At 34.1% G+C, this 18,243-nt stretch carries 15 protein-coding genes and 1 tRNA gene; 10 read left to right on the forward strand and 6 right to left on the reverse strand.

Annotated elements, in window-relative coordinates:
- Nucleotides 1–5 precede the first annotated feature (5 nt).
- From GQR94_RS04755 to GQR94_RS04770, 4 genes are read left to right on the forward strand one after another with little or no spacing between them, the layout of a single operon-like run.
- Nucleotides 6–605: a LemA family protein gene (locus tag GQR94_RS04755; RefSeq protein WP_158974396.1), complete on the forward strand. Its 600-nt coding sequence runs from the start codon at nucleotides 6–8 to the stop codon at nucleotides 603–605.
- A 6-nt stretch (nucleotides 606–611) separates the two neighbouring features.
- Nucleotides 612–1,049, forward strand: coding sequence for a TPM domain-containing protein (locus GQR94_RS04760; protein ID WP_158974397.1), 438 nt, complete (start codon nucleotides 612–614; stop codon nucleotides 1,047–1,049).
- Nucleotides 1,030–1,815 carry a YgcG family protein gene (locus GQR94_RS04765; RefSeq protein ID WP_158974398.1) on the forward strand — a complete coding sequence of 262 codons (786 nt, stop codon included), beginning with the start codon at nucleotides 1,030–1,032 and terminating at the stop codon, nucleotides 1,813–1,815. The genes GQR94_RS04760 and GQR94_RS04765 overlap by 20 nt, the downstream gene beginning before the upstream one ends.
- 60 nt (nucleotides 1,816–1,875) lie before the next feature.
- Entirely contained in the window at nucleotides 1,876–2,343 is a 468-nt protein-coding gene (locus GQR94_RS04770) for a hypothetical protein (protein ID WP_158974399.1), read from the forward strand.
- A gap of 84 nt (nucleotides 2,344–2,427) precedes the next feature.
- Here the strand turns inward: GQR94_RS04770 and der are convergent, their stop codons facing one another.
- Nucleotides 2,428–3,735, reverse strand: a complete 1,308-nt coding sequence (gene der, locus GQR94_RS04775; RefSeq protein WP_158974400.1) for a ribosome biogenesis GTPase Der — start codon at nucleotides 3,733–3,735, stop codon at nucleotides 2,428–2,430.
- A 165-nt stretch (nucleotides 3,736–3,900) separates the two neighbouring features.
- On the opposite strand from der, the gene GQR94_RS04780 reads away from it, so the two are divergent.
- Nucleotides 3,901–4,395, forward strand: coding sequence for a GTP-binding protein (locus tag GQR94_RS04780; protein WP_158974401.1), 495 nt, complete (start codon nucleotides 3,901–3,903; stop codon nucleotides 4,393–4,395).
- A 49-nt stretch (nucleotides 4,396–4,444) separates the two neighbouring features.
- Here GQR94_RS04780 and GQR94_RS04785 read toward each other — a convergent pair whose 3' ends face one another.
- The 3 genes from GQR94_RS04785 to GQR94_RS04795 form a co-directional block, all read right to left on the reverse strand.
- On the reverse strand, nucleotides 4,445–5,965 hold the full coding sequence (locus tag GQR94_RS04785) for a choice-of-anchor I family protein (protein ID WP_158974402.1): 1,521 nt from the start codon (nucleotides 5,963–5,965) through the stop codon (nucleotides 4,445–4,447).
- Nucleotides 5,966–6,051: 86 nt separating this feature from the next.
- Nucleotides 6,052–6,939, reverse strand: coding sequence for a GTPase Era (gene era, locus GQR94_RS04790; protein ID WP_158974403.1), 888 nt, complete (start codon nucleotides 6,937–6,939; stop codon nucleotides 6,052–6,054).
- A gap of 48 nt (nucleotides 6,940–6,987) precedes the next feature.
- Nucleotides 6,988–8,469: a Na+/H+ antiporter NhaC family protein gene (locus GQR94_RS04795; protein ID WP_158974404.1), complete on the reverse strand. Its 1,482-nt coding sequence runs from the start codon at nucleotides 8,467–8,469 to the stop codon at nucleotides 6,988–6,990.
- A gap of 232 nt (nucleotides 8,470–8,701) precedes the next feature.
- On the opposite strand from GQR94_RS04795, the gene GQR94_RS04800 reads away from it, so the two are divergent.
- A tRNA-Met gene (locus GQR94_RS04800) sits at nucleotides 8,702–8,774 on the forward strand.
- A gap of 182 nt (nucleotides 8,775–8,956) precedes the next feature.
- Here the strand turns inward: GQR94_RS04800 and GQR94_RS04805 are convergent.
- A complete protein-coding gene (locus GQR94_RS04805; RefSeq protein ID WP_158974405.1) occupies nucleotides 8,957–10,531 on the reverse strand; it encodes an oleate hydratase in 1,575 nt (524 codons plus the stop codon).
- A 208-nt stretch (nucleotides 10,532–10,739) separates the two neighbouring features.
- Nucleotides 10,740–11,318: a thermonuclease family protein gene (locus tag GQR94_RS04810; RefSeq protein WP_233268639.1), complete on the reverse strand. Its 579-nt coding sequence runs from the start codon at nucleotides 11,316–11,318 to the stop codon at nucleotides 10,740–10,742.
- A gap of 164 nt (nucleotides 11,319–11,482) precedes the next feature.
- On the opposite strand from GQR94_RS04810, the gene GQR94_RS04815 reads away from it, so the two are divergent.
- Genes GQR94_RS04815 through GQR94_RS04830 form a run of 4 tightly spaced genes read left to right on the forward strand, consistent with a single transcriptional unit; the run spans nucleotide 11,483 to nucleotide 18,242 of the window.
- Entirely contained in the window at nucleotides 11,483–12,979 is a 1,497-nt protein-coding gene (locus GQR94_RS04815; protein ID WP_158974406.1) for a hypothetical protein, read from the forward strand.
- A 7-nt stretch (nucleotides 12,980–12,986) separates the two neighbouring features.
- On the forward strand, nucleotides 12,987–13,928 hold the full coding sequence (locus GQR94_RS04820) for a hypothetical protein (RefSeq protein ID WP_158974407.1): 942 nt from the start codon (nucleotides 12,987–12,989) through the stop codon (nucleotides 13,926–13,928).
- A 10-nt stretch (nucleotides 13,929–13,938) separates the two neighbouring features.
- Nucleotides 13,939–16,464, forward strand: coding sequence for an Hsp70 family protein (locus GQR94_RS04825; protein ID WP_158974408.1), 2,526 nt, complete (start codon nucleotides 13,939–13,941; stop codon nucleotides 16,462–16,464).
- A 5-nt stretch (nucleotides 16,465–16,469) separates the two neighbouring features.
- Entirely contained in the window at nucleotides 16,470–18,242 is a 1,773-nt protein-coding gene (locus GQR94_RS04830) for an AAA family ATPase (protein ID WP_158974409.1), read from the forward strand.
- The last annotated feature ends 1 nt before the right edge of the window (nucleotide 18,243 follow it).

The raw sequence follows: 18,243 nt of genomic DNA on the forward strand, positions 1-18,243 counted from the left end.
TTAAAATGAAAAAAGGACTCATCGGGATTATTGTTGTTGTAGCCATAATTGCCCTATTCGGAATGTGGTATGTTAACACCAACAATACCCTTGTAGAAATGAAAGGAGAAGCGACTAAGCAATGGGCGAACGTAGAAAGCTCTTACCAAAGACGTAGTGATCTTATTGGTAATTTAGTTAAAACGGTTCAAGGTGCTGCAGATTTTGAAAGAGGAACGCTAACAGACGTTATTGAAGCACGAGCAAAAGCTACTGCCACTAATATTGATGCAAATAATTTAACTCCTGAAAAAATGGCTGCCTTTCAAGAGGCTCAAGGTGGTTTAACAGGTGCTTTAAGCAAATTGATGGTGGTCGTAGAACGCTATCCAGAATTAAAAGCTAACCAGAATTTCTTAGACTTACAGTCGCAATTAGAAGGCACTGAAAATAGAATTAATGTAGAACGAAATCGTTTCAATGGTTTAGCAGGAGACTACAATATTAAAATTGCAAAAATACCAACGAACATTATTGCAGGACTTGCTAATTTTGATCCTATGTCCTTATTTTCATCTAACGCAGGTGCAGAAAATGCTCCTGATGTAAATTTTGATTTCAACTAGAATCGTATGTCTAAAGTAGAAGAGTTTTTATCAGCTAAAGAAGAACAAGAGATTGTTCAAGCAATTATTGAGGCCGAAAAAAATACTTCTGGCGAGATTAGAGTTCATATTGAAGCACATACAGACCTGGAGCCTTTTAAACGTGCCGAAGAAGTATTTCATGTTTTAAAGATGGACAATACAAAAGATGCCAATGGCGTATTAATCTACGTTGCTGTACATGATAAAAAATTTGTTATTTGTGGCGATAAAGGAATTGATAAGGTGGTCCCTAGTGATTTTTGGGATACTACAAAGAATGCCATTCAAGAGCAATTTAAACTAGGAAATTTCAAACAAGGTATCATTGATGGTATTTTAAAAGCTGGAAAAGAACTTCACGGTCATTTTCCTTGGCAAAATAACGACACAAATGAACTTAGCAATGAAGTTTCTAAAGGATAAAGCATTCATTTTATTTCTATTCTTATCCACACTTGCCTTTGGTCAGTTTACCATTCCAGACAAACCAAGCGTACAGGAAGGGGTATATGACTATATAGCGCTATTATCTACTTCACAAAAGAACAACTTAGTACAAAAGTTAAAAAATTACGCAGACAGTACCTCAACACAAATAGTGGTGGTTATTATTGCCACTACAAAAGGAGAAGAAATTAATTATCTGGGCGCACAATGGGGTCAGAAATGGGGCATAGGACAGCGTGACACGGATAACGGAATCCTGGTTATCCTTGCCAAAGACGATCGTAAAGTTGCTATCAATACAGGGTATGGCGTAGAAGGTTCTCTTACCGATGCCATGTCTAAACGGATCATAGAACAAATTATCATTCCTGAATTTAAAACTGGCGATTATTACAGCGGACTAAACAAAGGTGCAGATGCTATTTTCAGTGTTTTAACCGGAGAATTTCAAGAAGACAGAACGTTTAACAATACCTCTTTCCCTTTTCAAAATCTATTCCCATTTGTTATTTTCATCGTAATTATTATCATCTTATCTAATAAGAACAAAAGAAATGGCGGCGGCAAAAATGGCGGCAATAATTCTGGAGGCTTCAGTATTTGGGATGCTATCATATTGAGTAACATGGGACGTGGCGGCCATAGTTCCGGAGGAGGCTTCGGTAGTGGCGGAGGCGGTGGTTTTGGCGGAGGCTTCGGAGGTGGAGGCTTTGGCGGAGGCGGTGCTTCTGGAGGTTGGTAATCTTAACTTCAAAAAAAGCAACCTTTCCTTATAATTTGTATCTTTAAAAAAATCCTACTTATGTATAAAACAATAACAGTACTTTTATTATCCCTTTTTCTTGTGCAATGCGAAAGCAGTACCGAATCTACTACAACAGACTGTAGCGCAGAGACCTGCTTATCCAATAACTTTAAGATGATCATCATTGATGAAGCTTCCGGTGCTAATTTAATAGAAAACGGAACCTATACCGCTTCAAATATTACCATTTTTGACGAAGATAGTATGAATGCAGCTTTTTCTGTAAATGCTACCGAAGAAACTCCAGGCATATACTTATCAATAGACATCCTAGAAAGTCAAGAAAAAAGCTATACCGTTAATTTAAAGACTGATGCTTTTTTTACGATGGATATGTTTATAGAAAAAACCGGTGAAGGTAGTGTCTGTTGCGGGATTGATACTGAAATAGACAGCATTTCTGTAAGTGGCTCAACGAGTGAAATAGATATAGCAAATAAAACAGTTACAGTCTTCATTCTCTAGCAACATAATGTAAACCATAAAAAAGAGGGCTAAATTCTATAATAGAATCTAGCCCTCTTTTAAGTTTTCAGCTTTTAGTACCGCTTACTTTTTACGCATAAATATAGAAATAGGCACTCCAGAGAAATCAAAACTCTCTCTAAGCTTATTTTCTAAGAAACGCTTATACGGATCCCTTACATATTGTGGCAAGTTACAGAAAAATGCAAACTGCGGATATGGCGTTGGTAATTGTGTACAAAACTTAATTTTTACATATTTACCCTTATACGCTGGTGGAGGATAATTCTCTATCAACGGAAGCATAATATCATTAAACTTACGCGTTTGAATTTTACGGCTTCTGTTTTCATATACTTGAACAGCCGTTTCAATCGCTTTAAAAATACGTTGCTTCGTTAACACAGACATAAACACAATAGGCACATCTATAAATGGTGCCATAGCTTCTTTTATCTTCTCTGTATATTGCTTAATAGTATTGGTCTCTTTGTCTTCTACTAAATCCCACTTGTTTACAAGAATTACAATTCCCTTGTTGTTACGTTGGGCTAGCCAAAAGATATTCTGTACCTGACCATCAAAACCACGCGTAGCATCTAAAATTATAATACACACATCTGAATGTTCAATAGCTCTAACAGAACGCATCACTGAGTAAAACTCAAGATCTTCATGCACCTTAGACTTTCTACGGATCCCCGCAGTATCTACTAGATTAAATTCAAAACCAAAACGATTATATTTCGTATCGATACTATCTCTAGTGGTACCTGCTACATCGGTAACAATATATCTTTCTTCACCAATTAAGGCATTTATAAAAGACGACTTCCCTGCATTTGGTCTCCCTACTACAGCAAATCTTGGTAATTCTTCATCTCTATTAGGCTCTTTCTCTGGCAAAACCTCTACTAAAGCATCTAATAAATCTCCTGTTCCCGATCCATTGGTACTCGCGATTGTAAAATAATCACCCAAACCTAAGGAATAGAATTCTACCGCGTCTTCTGCACGCTTGTTGTTATCTACTTTATTTACCGCTAATAAAACCGGCTTTTTTACTCTACGAAGTAAATTAGCAACATCCTCATCCATTCCCGTAATTCCGGTTTCCACGTCAACCATGAAAATAATAACATCCGCTTCATCGATAGCCAATTCTACTTGCTTATCTATTTCTGCTTCAAAAACATCATCACTCCCTTTAACATATCCTCCAGTATCAATTACTGAAAACTCTCTTCCATTCCAGTCACTTTTGCCGTAATGACGGTCACGCGTAACCCCACTAACCGCATCAACAATAGCCTCTCTACGCTTTATTAATCGGTTAAAAAAAGTTGACTTACCTACGTTAGGTCTCCCTACAATGGCTACAATAGCACTCATACTTCGTAATTTTGCTGCAAAAGTACTATTATTTATTGAAGAAAAATGATATCTTCTCTACCTAAATAGCTGTTACTGTGAAATTAGGGAAAAGAAAAATGTAACGATCTATGAAAATTTGAGATATATTTAGTCCCAAACTCGTTTAAAAATTATAAGATACCAGTGAAAACGCTTCCAAATACTATCGTTTTAAGACCTCGCTTTCAACTAGAGTTAGATGCTAGTGCTGAGAAATTACTGTCTAATTTTGAAAATTTAGCTTTTCAATCCATTATCTGTAAACGTATGGATGAGCACGTTTTTTTAAAATTTAAACCGAAGGAGCATCACTTTTGGTCGCCACAATTACACTTAGAAATCATTACAAGTGAAGATAAAAAAACCACTAAACTTTATGGTGTTTTTGGCCCTAACCCAACTCTATGGACCTTTTTTATGTTTCTGCATTTTGGTATCGCCACCTTATTTATTGTATTATCTATTTGGGCCTATTCAAGTTTTGCGCTAAATAAGTCCTACGGATTTCAAGTAGGACTCATGATTCTTATGATTGTACTTTGGTTTGCCTTCTATGCTTTTGGCCGGATAGGAAAAAGAAAAGGAAGACCACAAATGCAAGAGCTGTATGATCTTATGGAACAGACGCTAAACAAATAATCCCTAAGCTTTTTAAAACTTAGGGATTGTAAAACTAATTTATCTTCTTCTATTTAATCTCATAAATAGCTACGGTATTAGAAACCTCATTTGTAACAACCACAAGATTTTCACCCGTAGGGCTATCTTTTGCTGCTATGGTTAACAAGCCTTCGGGTGCTACATCATTTGTATCTAATAACCATTCTAGAAACTGCGGACTCGTAGGATTAGAAATATCATAAACCATAACGCCACCTGCTCTTTCAAGACCTACAAATAATAAGGTTGAGTTTCCAATTTTTAAAGTAGTTACTGATTCTGGTTCAGCACCTTTATCATCACTTCTGCCATCAGCTTCTCCTTCATCTGCATTGAAGAATGATGGGTTGATATCAAATGTAGTACGTCCTATTTCATCTGCACTATCATACACCAAAGTTCCTGATGTATTCCAAATTGAAAAGGACCTAGCGCCATACCCATAAATTTTATCAAAATCGCCATCACCATCAAGATCACCATTGGCCGTAGTAATTTTTAATCGCCCTAAATTTTCATCTAACTGTAATTCTGCAGCATTAGGGAAAACTGTTGGGTCTAAGGTCAAATCCTTTACACGTTCTTCTTCAGAATAGCCATCATAATCTCTAGAATCTCCTTCATTGGCGGTAATGATATATTCCATTTCATCAATAGTTGCAAATGCAATGGCATCTGGCATATAGAAGCTCAATACCGGCCAGTTTTTAAAATTCCCTAAAACATCATCTTTATTACTCGCATCCATAGTATTTTCTGGAAGAGAAAAATCTTTTGTCCCTAATCCAAATACATCGGTAATTGTTTTTGCTGCTAAATTTACAACGGCAATTCCGTTATTTTCTTGTAAGGTAATGTAAGCGTATTTGCTATCATCAGAGACCGCAATATACTCAGGCTCTACATCTTGAGCGATACTCGCATTAGGACCGAAAACTCTAAAATTATTCCCTATTGCAGATGCGCTAAAAGAGGTGAAAAATAAGGTGTTAATTTCATTTCTTTCAATATTTATGATAGAGACAGAACCTTCTGGGTCTACTGTATAATCATCATTAGGCTCTCCTTCATTAGCAGAAATTAAATAGGTACCATCAGGAGAAAAGGCTACCATATCTGGTAACGCGCCAACGGTATATAAAGTTATTAAGTTTTGAGAAGTAGTATCATAGGTTTGAATGGTCCCATTGGATTGCTTATTGGTATTTTCTACCGCTACCGCAACCACGCCATCATGAACCGCAACGCTATTTGGAACACCTGTAAGGATAATTGATGTTAATTTAACCGCAGAAGAAGGTACCGATATATCCCAAACGGATACTTCTGATTGCACAGGATTTACAACAAATAATTTTTTAGTGCTAGGATCAAAAGCACTGATCTCTGAAAACCCTTCGTCTCCAGAGCCATTTGAGAATCCTCCGATTTTTGTAAATTGTAAAGCAGATACATCTATATCCGCATCACCACCATGTCCTACGTGATCTTTAATACAAGAAGTTAGTAAAAGCCCTCCAAAAAGAGCAACTAAAGTAAATTTTTTCATTGTTTTGGTTGTTTATGTATAACAACCAAAAATGCAGCTCTTGTGTAACTTAGGCGTAAACTAAAGAATAAACAAAGGTTAAGAACCTAGCCTTGATTGTATCCAAAACGTTTTAACTGATTAGCATTGCTTCTCCAGTTCTTATTTACTTTTACATACAGCTCTAAATGCACTTGCTTATCAAAGAAGATTTCTAGATCTTTTCTTGACTCTACACCTACTCTTTTTAAAGCAGCACCTTTATGACCAATAATGATTCCTTTTTGAGATTCGCGCTCTACCATAATCACAGATCGCATTCTAATAATTTTATCATCCTCAAAAAACTCCTCGGTATCTATTTCTACAGAATAAGGAATTTCTTTTTTGTAGTTCTGTAATATTTTCTCTCTAATAGTTTCATTTACGAAGAAACGTTCTGGCTTATCTGTTAATTGATCTTTAGGATAAAACGCAGGAGAAACAGGCAGTAATTCTAAAATACGAAGGAATACTTCTTTTACATTAAAATTCTGTAATGCACTTATCGGGTGTATTTCTGCTGTTGGCAATTGCTCATGCCAGTATTGTACTTGCTCTTCTAAAATACCTTGCTCAGAGACATCAATCTTATTTAATAATAAAAGTACCGGAATTTTGCTATTCTTTAGTTTTTCAAAGAAACGCTCATCTTTCAATGCTTTTTCGCCTATTTCTACCATGTAGATCAGGATATCTGCATCTTCGAAAGCCGACTTCACAAAATCCATCATAGAAGACTGTAGCTCGTAAGCAGGTTTGATAATTCCAGGAGTATCCGATAAAATCATCTGAAAATCGTCCCCATTAACAATTCCTAAAATACGGTGTCTTGTGGTTTGTGCTTTGGAGGTGATAATAGATAATTTCTCACCCACAAAGGCATTCATCAATGTAGATTTCCCCACATTAGGATTTCCAATAATATTTACAAAACCAGCTTTATGATCTGCCATTTTACTATTTTAACATTTAAAAGTACAAAGGTAGCTTATTGTACTTCTTTAATTCATAAGAAAACCTAAAATTAAGTACAGGACTACTGTAATTCCTCCGCCAATTAAAGCATAAGGCAACTGTGTATTTACATGATCTATATGATCACTTGCCGATGCCATAGACGAAATAATTGAGGTATCTGATATTGGAGAACAGTGGTCTCCAAAAATACCACCCCCCAAAGTTGCTGCTATGACAAGCGTTAAAGGTGCACCATGCACTTCCGCCATGGGTACAGCAATAGCCATCATTATAGCAAAAGTACCCCATGAAGTACCTGTAGAAAAAGCTATAAATGAACTAATTATAAAAATAATTGCCGGTAAAAATTCTGGTGACAACCAATCTCTTGACCATTCTGCAACAAAAGCTCCCGTTCCTAATTGATTACAGGCATCACCAATAGCAAAGGCTAACAGCATTAATAATGCTAATGGCATTAACTCACTTATTCCTTTTAAAACCAAATCGATCATTTCTTTGGTCTTCATTATTTTTTGAGATCTATACATGATCATAGCCACCAGAATAGCGGTAAGTACCGCATACAACACAGATGATGATCCTGAGCCTTTCCCTATTGCTTGAAAAACATGATCTGAAAAGGAAGTAGCATTCTCCACAGCACTCCACCCTGTATAGACTAAATTAATAGGCATCATAAAAACCATTGTTGCTAATGGTACGATCATATTATACGCCCTTGCCTCTATACCTTCTTTTGGAGCCAAAGAAGTTACCTCACTAGAAAGCATGGGTTTAGAATTATCATTTAACAACTTTCCTGTTTCTCTAGTTCTCTTCTCCGCCTTAGCCATCGGGCCAATATCTTTTTTAGTCAAAATCACTATAAAAACAATGGCAATAGCCAATATAGGGTAGAAATTATACAGAATAGAAGATAGCAATAAGCCAAAAGGATTATCTAAACCCTGTGTAACTAACAAGCCCATTATAAAAGCTCCCCAAGCATTAAAAGGAATTAAAATGGAGGAAGGGGCAGAACTAGAATCGGCGATATACGCCAACTTCTCTCTTGGTATTTTCAATTTATCAAAAACTGGTCTGTACAGGGTTCCTACCGTTAAAGAGCTAATGCTTGTTTCTACAAACAATAATAAGCCTGTAATCAATGCTAACAACTGCACCACTACTCTACTATAGCCTTTTTGCTTTTTTTCAAAATAAAGAATTACTTTATTTAGCTGATTTATAAAACCTTCTACCCCTTTGGAGTATTGAATAAATAATAGTAATGCCCCTACAAGGGCACTAAACATTATTGTTCTTGTATTGCCTTCAGATTTAAAAACATTTACCATACCCTCTATGGTTGCTAATGTTCCTGTGAGCACATTCCAATCACTCATGATGACCCAAGAAAACCATATTCCGAAAAGCAAGGCTATATATACTTGTTTTGTTTTAAGCGCTAAGACAATCGCAATAACAGGTGGCAAAATTGAAAGTAAGCCGTAGTTTTCCATAAATAAGTGTTTTGTAATAGGGTGGTTTTTTAAACCCGTACAAAATAGTAAGATTTTAAGTAAGGAGCTCACAAATACCCCAATTTAAGTGCTTATCAAAAATTTTTAATATTTATTTCAAATAAAGTTTGGTGAATAGCAAAAAGTAACTATCTTTGCAGCCTGAAATATATCAGTCAGTAGTTATGAACTGAAAGTTAAAAGCTAAGAAGATCGTTTCAAAAACCCATATCGCGGGATAGAGCAGTAGGTAGCTCGTCGGGCTCATAACCCGAAGGTCACTGGTTCGAGTCCAGTTCCCGCTACTAGAAACAAAAGCCTTTCAGGAAACTGAGAGGCTTTTTTCATGGTATTTATTTAGCAAATTTGTAGCCCTAGCTTAGCCTATTAGAAATAGCAACGCTTTGGCACTGTAGGAATTATAAAACAAAAAGCCACTTCTTCCGAAGTGGCTTTTACAGTATAGTGAGCTTCTTTCACTTTACAATTATGCAAATGATTTGATCACAGAATCTAAAAGTACTTTAGGTGATTTATCATGTTTCGTGATTTTAGGAATTTCACGATCAATATTTAATAATTGATATACGGCCGTTTGTGCTGCTCTTACCGAATACTCTACCGTAAAGACCACATCATCCGGAATTTCTACAAACTGACTTACAAAAGCCAAATTTTTAGAACTTGCTGGTACTGGTTTTGGTCTATCACTATTTGCGCGTGGCATAAACATAGACGTAATGTATGGCATTCTACAAGGCACACAAATAGCACCTTCAAAGACACTGTCATCAAAATTAAAGTGGCCTGCTAGTTCTGTTAGTATTTCCTGCCCATTGCATTCAATCATGGTTTTTGGTACAAAATCTCCTACTCGGTTTCCATATAAGGAATACCCCCATAAGATAAAGACATCATCTGGCTGCCCTATAAAGTGCGGCTGATTGTAAAGTACAATAGACATTAACCAATTAGAGTCTTTAAAAGTTACCAAACCACCGGTACCTGCTTTGTTGCCTGACATTTTTTCTAACTTATCAAAGAAGTCAGATTTTTTGAAGGTAACAGTAAATGATTCCCAGAAAGATTCTGGAATACTTGAATTAAAAGGTGCTGGATTTCCAAAATCTGGTCTCCCTTTTGCTAATTTCTCCCAAAGCGTCCACCCCTTACTATCTGCTTTTGTTTTTTTCACTGGTGCATGTTCCATAGAACCTGTACTAGAAGCATCAACCATAGAACCATTTTGAAAAATAACAAGATCATCTGGAGCAACAGCCACCTGTTTCGCTCCTTTTGGCCCAATAACGCTTACCGAAGTCACCGTTACTTTTCCATCTATATCTTCAACAGCTATGTCATCAACAGTAGTCGCTAATTCAAAATTAACCCCTTTTTCTTGAAGCCATGCTTGTAATGGGCGTACCAAAGAGTCATACTGATTGTATTCCGTTCTTTTTACTCCTGCAAGAGTATTAATTCTTGGAAACTCATTCATAAAACGATGTAGATATCTCTTAAACTCTACTGCACTATGCCAAGGTTCAAAAGCAAATGTTGTTTGCCACATGTACCAAAAGTTAGTGGTGAAAAATTCTGGCGACAACCAATCCGTAATTTTCGATGTTCCTAGTTTTTCTTCGGATGCTTCTAATAAGGTAAGAAACTCCAACCTATCATGCATGGTAAAATTCATGGTAGCCGTATCTACAATATGACGGTTCTTATCTACCAAACGCGCTTGAGAATGCGCTATATGTTTTTTATTAAAGGCTATAGTTTCCTCTTTTACAGACATGCCTTTATTATGAATGGAAGGGATATCTTGAAATAAACCCCAAAAACATTCGTAAGCATCTGTGGTAAGCATTCTACCTCCACGAAGCGAATAACTCCCATCTTCAAGTCTTGCCCCATCTAAGCAACCTCCCAAAGTAGGGAGCTTTTCAAAAATAGTAATTTGAGAACCTAACATTCCTCCATCTCTTATCATAAATGCTGCGGCTGCTAATGAACCCAATCCTCCACCCAAACAATAGGCTTTTATAGTATTAGTTGACATCTTTTTGAATTTTAATTAAACTAAATTATAGTTAAAGGTAGGAAGGTAAATAGCCCTAAAGCCTGATATAAGTCATGTTGACCGATTATTAGCAACAATTTATGATTGGGGTTTTAGCCGTCTAAAAACGGTTAGGCGTTTATATAAAAAAAGCCACTCGGTTGGAGTGGCTTTTTTGTTTTAGAAAATAGATGCTTAGATAGTATTACTAACGAAAAGCCCACGGAGCGATGGGGTTTGGATCTATCCATAAGCCCACCTTATTTTTTCTGGCTTCTTTTTCTAAAAGATCATAACTCATATCATCGGAGTATTTTTTATAGTGCCACGCCATTCCTAACCGCACCATTTCTTTATTTACGTTCAACCCGTCTGCATTAAAAATCACTCCAATTAACCTACCATTACGATCAAATTTTTTATCTGAATCGATTTGCACCATTTGTCCAAAGCATAAATCTGACAAGGCTATTTTAGCCTTATTTCCAAAAGGCTGCTTTCCTCTTTTCTCTGGACAATCTATATGTGCTAATCGTAATTTTATGGGCAGCTCTCCATATAATACCTCAACAGTGTCACCATCTAAAATTCTTATGATTTTAGCTTCTAAATATTTGGGTTTTAATGTGTCCTTTACCGTTGAATCTTGAACTGCATTAAAAAAAGAAGCAAATTGATGGTCTTTTTTATTGTTATTTTTTTTACATCCTAAGGACGATAAAAGCACTAAAACTAAAATAATGCTTTTTAGTACCGAGCTACCCGTATTTACTACTATTCTTCTCATTATTTTAAAAAATATATTGCGAGTATTCATGTATTCTTCCGTTAAAAAAAGATAAAGATAGTCTATCAAAGTATAGCCCTAAATAAAAAAAATGAGGGTCACTGTGGAAAACCGCAGTCTAGATTAAAATTTTGATCTTAATTTTCTGGCATCAATTAAAAAACATGGAAATAATAAAAAATAACCCATACCGTATTGCTGGTATTCTGTCAAATGCTTCTGAAAGAGAATTACAAAAGCAAAAAACCAAAATTAGAGCATTCTCAAAGGTTGGAAAAGAAATTAAATCTGATTTTGATTTTGATGTTCTTGGAAATATAACAAGAACAGAAGATTTAATTGATAAGGCATTTTCAAATGTGGAACAAAACCAAGATAAAGTAAACTTCTCCTTGTTTTGGTTTTTAAATGCAAGTCCTTTTGATAATACGGCATTTGAATATCTTAAGAATGGTAATGACGAAAAAGCAGATGAAATATGGAAAAAAGTAACCCAAAATAAAGAAGTAAATTCTAAAAATTTCTCGGCCTTCAGTAATTTAGGAACTTATAAATTATTGAGCGAATCTCAAGATGATATAAAGGACGGTATTAACGCTAAAGTAAAACTGATTGAATCAGATTTTTTTAAAAACTTTGTCCATACCGTTGCTGATGAAACTTTTACAATTGATAGTGAAAAACAAATAGAAAAATTGATTGATGAATTACTAATGCAATTCAAAAACCAATATTCAAGCACGGAAACATTACAATTATTTAGTAATTGTAATGATTTAATACAAAAATATCTTTCAAAAAAATTTACAGAAGAACCAATCCACAATATTGAGAGCCTAATTGAAAGCACAAAAAACAAAAGAAAGAAAAACAAAAGTGATGCATATCAATACGGATTAAATTTAGCTAATAAATGTAAAGCTGAATTAATTCTTCTACACTCTTTAATAGGAAGGACAGACTTAAAATATAAAACAGTTGCGGACCAGTTAGCAAATGAAATAATGCAATGTGGAATTGATTATTTCAATAAAAGTAAAGAAGATAATGCAAGTAACAATTATCTCCAATCAGCGCAAAAGTTAACTAAAATTGCAGATAGCATAGCGGTTGGTAAGTTAACTAAAGAAAGAGCCCAAGACAGTCTAGCTACACTTGAAGAAATGAAAGACAGGGAACTTTCACAAGCGATTGATGTATTGGAATCTATAAAATCTGCTTATGAAAACAATGCTGTGCAATTAATGGCACAAGTAAAAAAACAAGAGGCTTCTATGGGGTATGGTCAATCAATAAATTGGTCTAAAGTAACAGAAATGATTATGAATTCTATTGATTGGGATAAAGCAACAGAATTAATTATCGATGTAATACCAAAAGAGAATATCGTAAAAATCAAGAACAGTCAAAATACTTCTAAAATCAACGATTACAAAAAATTAGTTGACTTTATACTCGGAAAATTGGGTTATTCACACAAAATCAAAGTTAAATATCTACAATATTGGGAATCTACAAGAATAGCAACAACTGCTACTAGAACATCATCTACAAGAACAGCATCTACTCCACAATCAACAGAAAATGAAGGAATACCAGATTGGTTGAAATGGGTTGGTGGAATAATATTATTTATCCTTTTACTTAAAGCTTGTAATTAAATTAATTATGAAAAAAACACTACTAATAATTGCTCTTGTAGCAGTATCTAATCTTTTTGCGCAACAGCAACAAGATTCTATTTTGGTAAAAGAAATACCAATAATAAAAAACAATGTCTTTCAACAAAGACAAGAAATAAATGCTTTGACAAAAAAGCTGAACAACCAACGATACCTTTTTAACCAACATAAAAAGGGCTTGGAAACATTAAATCTCAAATCCCAAAAACAAGAATATATCATTGACAGTTTAAATCAACTGATAAAAAACAACAGTCAAAATATTGTAACCAATTCAACAGAATTAGGAACAAAAATTAAACAAACAGACGAAAATGCAAATTCCAAAATTTCAGAATTAGATAGTAGTTTAGGCAAAAATCGATTGTATTGGATAATTGCAACTTTAACAACACTTTTATTAGGTGGTTTGGTTTATTGGCTATTAGGCAAACGTATTCAATCGAGTAAAACAGATGTTGAAACTCAAATAAAGAATACCAAAACCGCTTTAGAAGAAAAAAGCGTGAAATTAGACAACAAATTGGTAGAAGTCTTAGAAACACAATTGAAATTAAAACTAGAAGAAACCAAAGTACAACCTACAACTTCAAACGAAAAAGCAGACCATTCTCTAGCGTTAAAAGTAGCAGATGAAGTTATAAGGATTCAAAAGAATTTAAGCCGAATGGACGAGAGCACAAAAGGATTAAAACAATTAGGTTCTTCTGTTCAACGCATTCAAGACAACTTTGCATCAAACGGTTATGAATTAGTTGAAATGCTAGGTAAAGAATATAATGAAGGGATGAAAGTAACTGCAAACTTCACACCTAACGAAGATTTAGAAACAGGGAAACAAATTATATCAAGAATAATAAAACCACAAGTAAACTTCAAAGGCGAAATGATACAAGCTGCACAAATAGAAGTTAGCGTAGGCGAATAAAAAAAATCAAATGGCAAGAACAAAAATTGACTACGGAATTGATTTAGGAACTACTAATTCCGCAATTTCAAGAATGGAAAATGGAGAAGCAACCATAAAAAAAACTGACACCTTAAAAGACACCATGCCTTCTTCAGTTTACATAAACAAAAAGAAAGCGATACAAGTTGGCGATAGTGCTTACAATGCTCTAAAACGAGATAAGCTAAAAGCTATGAAAACTTGGAATGATTCTGATTCCAATTCATATATAGAATTTAAAAGAACAATGGGAAGTGATAAATCCTATTCAAGTTCAAATCTTGGAAGAGATTTAACATCTGAAGAATTATCGGCAGAAGTTTTAAAAACTTTAAAATCTTTTGTAAAAGATGAAAATGTTAATTCTATCGTCATTACAGTTCCAGCGGCTTTTAAAAACAATCAAAAAGAAGCAACAAGAGAAGCTGCTAAATTAGCTGGCTTTGACCATATAGAGTTATTACAAGAACCCGTTGCAGCATCAATGGCCTATGGATTAGATTCCGATAAAAAGGATGGATTTTGGCTCGTTTTTGATTTTGGTGGGGGAACTTTTGATGCAGCACTTTTAAAAGTTGAGGAAGGTATTATGAAAGTGATTGATACCGAAGGAGATAATTATCTTGGAGGTAAAAATTTAGATTTTGCTATTGTTGATGAAATAATATTGCCATACATACAAGAAAATTTTGCAATTGATTCCATATTAGGAGATGATTCTAAAAAACAAATTTTAAGAAATGCAATGAAATTTTATGCAGAAGAAACCAAAATAAAACTTTCATTCAATGATACACACAATATACTTTCAGATTTAGGAGACATTCCCGGAGAAGATGATGAAGGAGAAGAATTTGAATTAGATATAACTGTTACACAAACTGACATATCAAATGCCCTTTCACCTGTTTTTCAAAAAGCAATTGATGTTAGCAAAAACCTTTTAGAAAGAAATAATTTAAAAGGCTCGTCATTAGATTCGCTAATACTTGTTGGTGGCCCAACTTTTTCGCCTGTTTTGCGAAAAATGTTAGAAACACAAATTTGTAAACCTGATACAAGTGCAGACCCAATGACAGTAGTTTCAAAAGGTGCAGCATTGTATGCTTCAACAGTTGACGTTTCAGAAGAAGTAAGAGAACAAACAAGAGATAAAACTAAAATTCAGTTAGATATAGCGAATGAATCTTCTACAGTAGAAACAGAAGAGTATGTGCCAATCAAAATTTTGGCTGATAAAACAGAAGGCGAAATCCCTGAAAAAGTATTTGCAGAAGTTACTAGAGGAGATAAAGCTTGGTCTAGTGGAAAAATTGAAATAAACACTATTGGCGAAATTGTCGAAATTCAGCTAAATGAAGGAAAAACGAATATTTTTGATGTTGTTTTATATGACGACAAAGGAGATATTTTAGAAAGTGAACCTTCATCTTTTAGTGTAATACAAGGCTCTAAAATTGGAAGCGCTACGCTTCCTTACAATTTTGGAATAGAATTGAAAGATAAGATAACGGGAAAAGTTAGATTCAAAACTATTAAAGGTTTAGAAAAAAATCAATCCATACCCGCAGTAGGAACATTAAATGGATTGAAAACACAAAATCAAATTCGTCCAGGAATGGACTCCGATTTCATAAAAATCCCAGTCTATGAAGGTGAGTATGCATCAGAAGGCACAAGGGCTATTTATAATGAACACGTAACAGATATTTTGATTAGCGGAGCAGATTTACCGACACTATTACCAGAAAATCAAGATGTTGATTTAACCGTAAATATTGATAGGTCTGAAAAAATAACGGTTACGGCATATTTCCCTTACTTAGACTATACAGCAGAAATAGAGGTGGATAGCACAAAAACTTCAATTGAAACTTCTTGGTTAGCCAATGAAATAAGAAAAGCTAAAGGAAGTGTTACAGAATTAAAACAAGATGGTAATTCTAATGATATAAAACTTCAAAAAATTGAATCTGAATTAGAGCAACTTGACAAATCGTTTGAAAATAACAAAAATGATGTTGATGGCAAACAAGAAATTTTAACCAATTTAAGAAAGACACTAAAAACAATTGATGAATTGTACGAAACCACTGAATGGCCAAAATTAGAAGAACAATTGAAAGAAGACTTTTACAAGTTAGAAGAAGCCAATACTGATTTAGGAAATAATAAATCCACTCAATTGGTTCTTCAATTACGATCACAATTGGATGAAATTATTAAAGCTAAAGATGTAAAAATTGGAAACGTTCTTTTGGAAGAAATTAATAGTCTCTTCTTTGATCTCACATATATTTATCAACTTATTGGGTTATTACAAAGCTTCAATGATAATTTTGGAAGCTACCATTGGAAAGATTCAAATAGAGCTAGACAATTAATAAATAGTGGACTTAGTAAAATATCTGCAAATCCTGATGCAGAAGAATTAAGACAAATATTAATTTCATTATTTAATTTATTGCCACAAGATGAAGTGCCTAGTGGAGATAACAATGTTTTAGTAGGTTAATACAAATGAATAAACCAAATTACATATTATCCAAAGGGCAACGTATTGCAAATAAATACACAGTCTCCTTTTTTTTAAAAAAAGGAAATTACGCAGAAACCTATCGTGTAAAAGACCAAGGTGGCAAAACAAAATTATTAAAACTGTTTGTTTATTCTAAATTAGACAGAACACAATTTAATGACAATGGTGACATTTTAGAAATTGAGATTTTAAAACAAATTAAACATCCTAATTTGGTCAAGTATTGTGATAAAGGCGAATTGCTTTTAGAAAAGCAAAAATATGCTTTTGTAATTCTCGACTTTATTAGTGGCGAAACGCTAGCCGATAAAATGAAGCGAGAGCAAACATTCAATCCTTATGGTGCAAAAGATATAGTTTCAGGCGTCTTAAATGGTTTAAACTATTTGCATAATCTCGAGAAGCCAATAATTCATAATGATATTACGAACCTAAATATTATGACTGACTTATCTGGTAAAGTGGAAATTCCAAAGATCATTGATTTTGGTTATGCGAGATATTTAAGCCAGTCAAACAAAGATTTTTTAAAAGATGGTTTAAACCCATTTTATCAAGCCAACGAAAATTTCAACAAAGTATTTTCTGTGCAAAGTGATGTGTTTTCAGTTGGTGTTTTATATTATCATTTACTTTTTGGTTTGCCACCTTGGTTTGTGGAAATTTCAAAATACAAATCAGATAAAATAAAACTAGAAGATGCTGTTTTAGAAGAGCGTAAGAAACCTTTAAAGTTTGCAAAAAATATAGATGAACAAATACAAAATATCATAAGTAAGGCATTACAACCAAATACTGAAAATCGCTTTAAAAATATAAAAGAATTTATCCAAGCGATTAATGGAGAATTAGAAATTAAGCAAATTGCTAGTTCAGAAGAGCCAATCATGCCAAAATTAAAAAATATAAAGAGCGGTCAAGGGTTCAAAGCCATTGCAGGAATGCAAGAACTCAAAGAAACCATACAATTAGATGTAATTGATGCGTTAAATGATAAAGAAAAGTATGCAGAATATGGGTTAACTATTCCTAACGGAATGTTACTTTATGGGCCACCAGGTTGTGGAAAAACATTTTTTGCGGAACGAATGGCAGAGGAAATTGGTTTTAATTTTTATCAAATAAAACCTTCTGATATACAAAGTAAATTTGTAAATCAATCGCAAGAAAATATTAAGAATCTCTTTGATGAAGCTCGTGAAAATGCACCAAGCATCATTTTTATAGACGAATTAGATGCTTTAGTTCCTAATCGTGATAATTCAAGCGTAAATCACATGAATACGAGTGCTGTAAATGAATTTTTAGCACAAATGAATAATTGCGGTGATGACGGTGTCTTTATTATTGGAGCGACAAACAGGCCTAATTCGATTGATCCAGCAATTTTAAGAGCAGGTCGTTTAGATAAAGTAATTTATTTACCACCACCAGATTTTGAAGCTCGTGAATTAATGTTCAAACTCTATTTAGAAAAACGACCTAGAGAGGTTGGATTAGATTATTCAGTTTTAGCCAAAGCAACAGAAAACTATGTCTCAAGTGACATAAAGTTCCTTTGTGATGAAGCTTCAAGAAAAGCTTTAAAAATTAAATCTAGAATTTCAAAAGAAATACTACTAGAAACAATTAATAGCAATAGACCTTCAATCCCACTAAAAGAATTAAATAGCTACGTAGCTATTAAAACTAAAATGGAAGGTTTAGCGAAAAACACTAACGACCGACCTACAATTGGTTTTAAAAACAATTAAT

The organism is Cellulophaga sp. L1A9 (assembly GCF_009797025.1).
Classification (GTDB): domain Bacteria; phylum Bacteroidota; class Bacteroidia; order Flavobacteriales; family Flavobacteriaceae; genus Cellulophaga.

What these genes read in the sequence shown, in the direction of transcription:
- GQR94_RS04765 (WP_158974398.1), top strand. Translation starts at nt 1,030, where the DNA reads ATGAAGTTTCTAAAGGATAAAGCATTCATTTTATTTCTATTCTTATCC.
- GQR94_RS04825 (WP_158974408.1), top strand. Translation starts at nt 13,939, where the DNA reads ATGGCAAGAACAAAAATTGACTACGGAATTGATTTAGGAACTACTAAT.
- GQR94_RS04785 (WP_158974402.1), bottom strand. Translation starts at nt 5,965, where the DNA reads ATGAAAAAATTTACTTTAGTTGCTCTTTTTGGAGGGCTTTTACTAACT.
- GQR94_RS04815 (WP_158974406.1), top strand. Translation starts at nt 11,483, where the DNA reads ATGGAAATAATAAAAAATAACCCATACCGTATTGCTGGTATTCTGTCA.
- GQR94_RS04805 (WP_158974405.1), bottom strand. Translation starts at nt 10,531, where the DNA reads ATGTCAACTAATACTATAAAAGCCTATTGTTTGGGTGGAGGATTGGGT.
- GQR94_RS04820 (WP_158974407.1), top strand. Translation starts at nt 12,987, where the DNA reads ATGAAAAAAACACTACTAATAATTGCTCTTGTAGCAGTATCTAATCTT.
- GQR94_RS04755 (WP_158974396.1), top strand. Translation starts at nt 6, where the DNA reads ATGAAAAAAGGACTCATCGGGATTATTGTTGTTGTAGCCATAATTGCC.
- GQR94_RS04795 (WP_158974404.1), bottom strand. Translation starts at nt 8,469, where the DNA reads ATGGAAAACTACGGCTTACTTTCAATTTTGCCACCTGTTATTGCGATT.
- era (WP_158974403.1), bottom strand. Translation starts at nt 6,939, where the DNA reads ATGGCAGATCATAAAGCTGGTTTTGTAAATATTATTGGAAATCCTAAT.
- GQR94_RS04770 (WP_158974399.1), top strand. Translation starts at nt 1,876, where the DNA reads ATGTATAAAACAATAACAGTACTTTTATTATCCCTTTTTCTTGTGCAA.
- der (WP_158974400.1), bottom strand. Translation starts at nt 3,735, where the DNA reads ATGAGTGCTATTGTAGCCATTGTAGGGAGACCTAACGTAGGTAAGTCA.
- GQR94_RS04810 (WP_233268639.1), bottom strand. Translation starts at nt 11,318, where the DNA reads ATGAGAAGAATAGTAGTAAATACGGGTAGCTCGGTACTAAAAAGCATT.
- GQR94_RS04830 (WP_158974409.1), top strand. Translation starts at nt 16,470, where the DNA reads ATGAATAAACCAAATTACATATTATCCAAAGGGCAACGTATTGCAAAT.
- GQR94_RS04760 (WP_158974397.1), top strand. Translation starts at nt 612, where the DNA reads ATGTCTAAAGTAGAAGAGTTTTTATCAGCTAAAGAAGAACAAGAGATT.